Source organism: Neobacillus drentensis, assembly GCF_036962765.1.
GTDB lineage: Bacteria > Bacillota > Bacilli > Bacillales > Cytobacillaceae > Neobacillus > Neobacillus drentensis_C.
The window spans coordinates 1-3,872 of sequence record NZ_JBALOS010000382.1 but is presented as its reverse complement, the minus strand read 5'-3'; the positions used below and the strand labels follow the sequence as shown (position 1 = coordinate 3,872).

At 37.1% G+C, this 3,872-nt stretch carries 2 protein-coding genes and 1 pseudogene; 1 reads left to right on the top strand and 2 read right to left on the bottom strand.

Annotation, left to right across the window (positions count from 1 at the left end; all coding sequences use genetic code 11):
• A pseudogene (gene mtnA, locus V7137_RS29800) lies at positions 1-552 on the bottom strand (S-methyl-5-thioribose-1-phosphate isomerase); the annotation flags it as partial.
• A 186-nt stretch (positions 553-738) separates the two neighbouring features.
• Here mtnA and V7137_RS29795 point away from each other — a divergent pair.
• Entirely contained in the window at positions 739-1,779 is a 1,041-nt protein-coding gene (locus V7137_RS29795; RefSeq protein ID WP_335701412.1) for an NAD-dependent epimerase/dehydratase family protein, read from the top strand.
• 100 nt (positions 1,780-1,879) lie between these two features.
• On the opposite strand, the gene abc-f is transcribed toward V7137_RS29795, so the two are convergent.
• The gene (abc-f, locus tag V7137_RS29790; RefSeq protein ID WP_335701411.1) at positions 1,880-3,616 is read right to left on the bottom strand and encodes a ribosomal protection-like ABC-F family protein; all 1,737 of its coding nucleotides are present in this window, start codon (positions 3,614-3,616) and stop codon (positions 1,880-1,882) included.
• Positions 3,617-3,872: the final 256 nt, after the last annotated feature.

Genomic DNA, 3,872 nt, shown 5'->3' with positions numbered 1-3,872 from the left:
GCCCTTTTCTTTTGCTAAATATAGGGGAGCCAGCGCAGTCCCGTATCTTGCCGTAGCAATCCCACCTGCATTGCAATGAGTTAGAATCCCCATCCCATCGGCTAATAGGTTCAAGGCATGCTCTCCAATGGTCCGGCAGACGTCTTCATCTTCATTGCGAATGGTATTTGCTTCATTTTCAAGTGCTTCTTTGATTTGTTTCACTGGTAAATCTTTGTCTTTAAGTGCTCGTTCATTCATTCGTTTCAAGGCCCAAAACAAGTTGACTGCGGTAGGACGTGATGATCCCAAATAATCCGATTGTTTTTTTAAGTGGGCATAAAAATCTTCAAACGAATTTTCTGGGGCATCTTTTATTCCAAGAACTAAGCCATAAGCTGCCGCAATTCCAATCGCAGGTGCTCCGCGTACCTTTAACTGCTTTATTGCATCCCAAGCATCTTCAATCTTTCTCGTTTCAAGAAATTCTGTTATGTTCGGGATTTTGGTTTGATCGAGTATTTTTAGAACGCCGTTTTCATAGGAAACGGATTGTAAATAAGTATTTTCCATGTTTAAACATCCCTTCGACTATATGTAAATTCATTTAAGTTTTTAGTTTCTTTCTTGCAACTTCATCCATTGTAATTTTAACAATATCCGTGACATATGCAATACTTTCATTTTTTTAAATTATCACTCACCAAATATTGCGAAATTTTGTTAAAATAGAAGTATGAATGGAGGGGGGGGATACGTTTGAAGATTCTTGTTTTAGGTGGAAGCCGCTTTTTAGGAAAAACGTTTGTCGAAGAGGCTTTAAAACGAAATCATGAAATGACTATTTTTAATCGTGGAATTCAAAGTCCTGGTATAAAGGATATCGAAGTTCTATATGGAAATCGATTCGGTGATTTGAAAGCGCTTCAAAATCGTTACTGGGATGCTGTGTTAGATACAAGCGGGTTTATCCCATATACAGTCCAAAACACAACGAACTTATTAAAGGACCGAGTCAAGCATTATACGTTCATTTCAAGTATTTCTGTGTATCAAGACTGGATTCAGGAGAATTTGGATGAAAATTACCCCGTCTTAGAAATGTCACTTGAGGAAGCAAATAAGCTTTCAATGGATGCAGACGGGCCAATCTATACTTATTACGGACATTTTAAAGCTCTTTGTGAACAAATTGCAGAGGAAAATATGCCTGGGCGTGTGTTAAATGTGCGTGCCGGTCAATTAATTGGTCCAAATGATTATACGGATCGTGTCCCTTATTGGGTCAATCGAATTGCAAAAGGTGGAAAAGTTTTGGTACCTGGAAATCCAAATCGCCGCGTTCAGCTCATTGACAATAAAGACTTGTCAAATTGGATTCTCGATATGGCAGAGAAAGATTCCGCGGGAACCTTTAATGCAACGGGACCTGATTATCCGTTAACGATAAAAGAGTTTGTTGATACATGTGTAAAAGTGACCAATTCAAATGCCGAAGTAGTTTGGGCCGAGGAAAAGTTCCTTCTTAATCAAAAGGTTGCTCCGTGGACGGAAATGCCGCTTTGGGTTCCTGAGAATTCTCCGTTATCACCTGAATCTAGTGAACCTTGGAAGGGTGCATTTTCCATCAATGTTGAAAAAGCAATTCAAAGTGGACTGTCGTTTAGACCGCTTAAAGAAAGTATCGCTGATATATTTGAATGGGAGAAGACTCGCCAGCTAACGGATGAAGAATGGAAAGCAGGGATGCGGGCGGACAAAGAGAAAGAACTGCTAAATTTATTGGCAAGCATTAGCTGATTTATGTTTTCAGAAAAATGTCATCTCCTAGTCATTTTTCATTGTAAAAATCAAGGCCCTCAATAGAAAACTATTGAGGACCTTTTTCATTCCTAATTTATTACCCCATGAGTGATCGTTTTTGCTTAAGAAGGCTATTAAATTCTTGATCTAACTTCTGATATCTAGGGTCCTTTTGATCCATGAATGATAACTCTCCTAAAATGGATGCAATCTTGTTTTCGATAACTAATAATGCTTCTTTTAAGTCATCCGCTTGGTTCTTGGTTACATTCTGATTTAAATACTCTTCAGGTTTCATTTCAACCCTTTTAATTTGCTGGTTTTCAAATATCAGCAGGCGATCACAAAGTTTATTTAGAAAGTAATAGTCGTGGGAAACGGTAATAATCGTACCAGTAAATTCTGATAACGTATTTTCTAGCTGCTCTCTACTTGGCAAATCAAGATGGTTTGTTGGTTCGTCCAGAACGAGTACATCATATTCCTTCATTAACATTTCAACGAGTTTTACTCTCGTTCGTTCCCCCAAACTCAACGTTTCAATCGGTTTTGTTAGAAAGGCCTCCTTTAAGCCTAAATTTGCAAGAAGAGTTCTTGCTTTTAGGACACTTGCTCGATCTGTGAACCCCAGTGCCTCAATTGAGTTTTTTTCCGAAGGCAAATCATCAACATCTTGACTTAAATAGGCAATTTTTATCGAGTCACTTCTCCACAAATCACCATTTGAAAAGCTTTCTTGATTTAAAATCATTTTTATTAATGTTGATTTGCCGCAGCCGTTTTCACCGAAGAGACCAATTCGTTCTCCATGATTAATGTAGAAATTGGAATGTTGGAAAAGTGTTCTATCCTCGTAGGTTTTAGATAAATTCTTGGCCTCGACAATTCGTTTGCCCCTCTTCCCTTGTGTATCAAACTGAAACCGTACTTGAACCTCTTCTAATGGTTTTTCCAACTTATTTTTTTCCAACTCATTTTGTAGACGTTTCATTTTTGACTTCACTTGATTGTCTGTCTTTTTAGCCTTTACGCGATGATATTCCTTAATCCCATTTTGTCTTTTACTTGGACCTTTCCCCTTCTTAGTCGAATCGCGATGGGCTTTTTCGGACCAAGTCTTTAATTGAGTAATTTGTGATTCTACTTCTTTTATTTTTTGCTGCTGGACACTGTATTGGTGCCTCATATTTTCTACTCTTTGTTGTTTCTCTTTGCGATATTCACTGTAGTTTCCATTGTAAAAGTGAATCTTGCTATTTTCTAATTCAAAAACTCGTGTAACGGTTAGATCTAAGAAATGACGATCATGAGAAATGATTAAGACGGGGCCCTGAAACTTTTCTAATTCTGATACAAGCCACTCAATCCCTTTATAATCTAAATGATTCGTGGGTTCATCAAGAATTAAAAAGTCTGGTTTTGAAGCCCAAACCATAGCTAATGCAAATTTTAACTTTTCTCCGCCACTTAAATGACTTAAACGTTCTTTTTCCCAGTTATAAACCTTAGTGAGGCCTAATGTGCTGGCATGTTCGAGCAAATCATTCTTCGCACTTCCTATTAAAGACTGCTGGAAATCACTCACCTGGTAATCGATGGACTGAGAAAGATAGCCGATCTTTAACTCATTCGATTTTTCAATGATGCCATTATCAGGTGTTATTTTTCCGAACAGGATATTGGCCAAAGTAGTTTTTCCTGTTCCGTTATAGCCGACCAGACCAATCCGTTCTCCGTTCTTTATATCGAAATGGATATTATCCAATACCTTTCTTAATTGAAAACTTTTTTCTAAACCGATAACCTTTAAGACTGTCATTTGATTTGTAAGCATAAAAAAACTCCCTTCACCTGAACCTGAAGAGAGATTTATGTCGTAGATATATCGTTTTAAAAACACAACAAATAAACCTGTATAAAGGTTTTATTGTAGTTTTGATTATACGATAAAGGACATAAAAAGGACAGACTAATCCTATTCTTCAGGTTCAACATTTTTCGGTATTCGAATCATGTATGAAAAATAAGATTATAATTTCATTGGCCCTTAATCATTCCTTTTCGTTTGTTACTTTTATTTTATTAAAGGA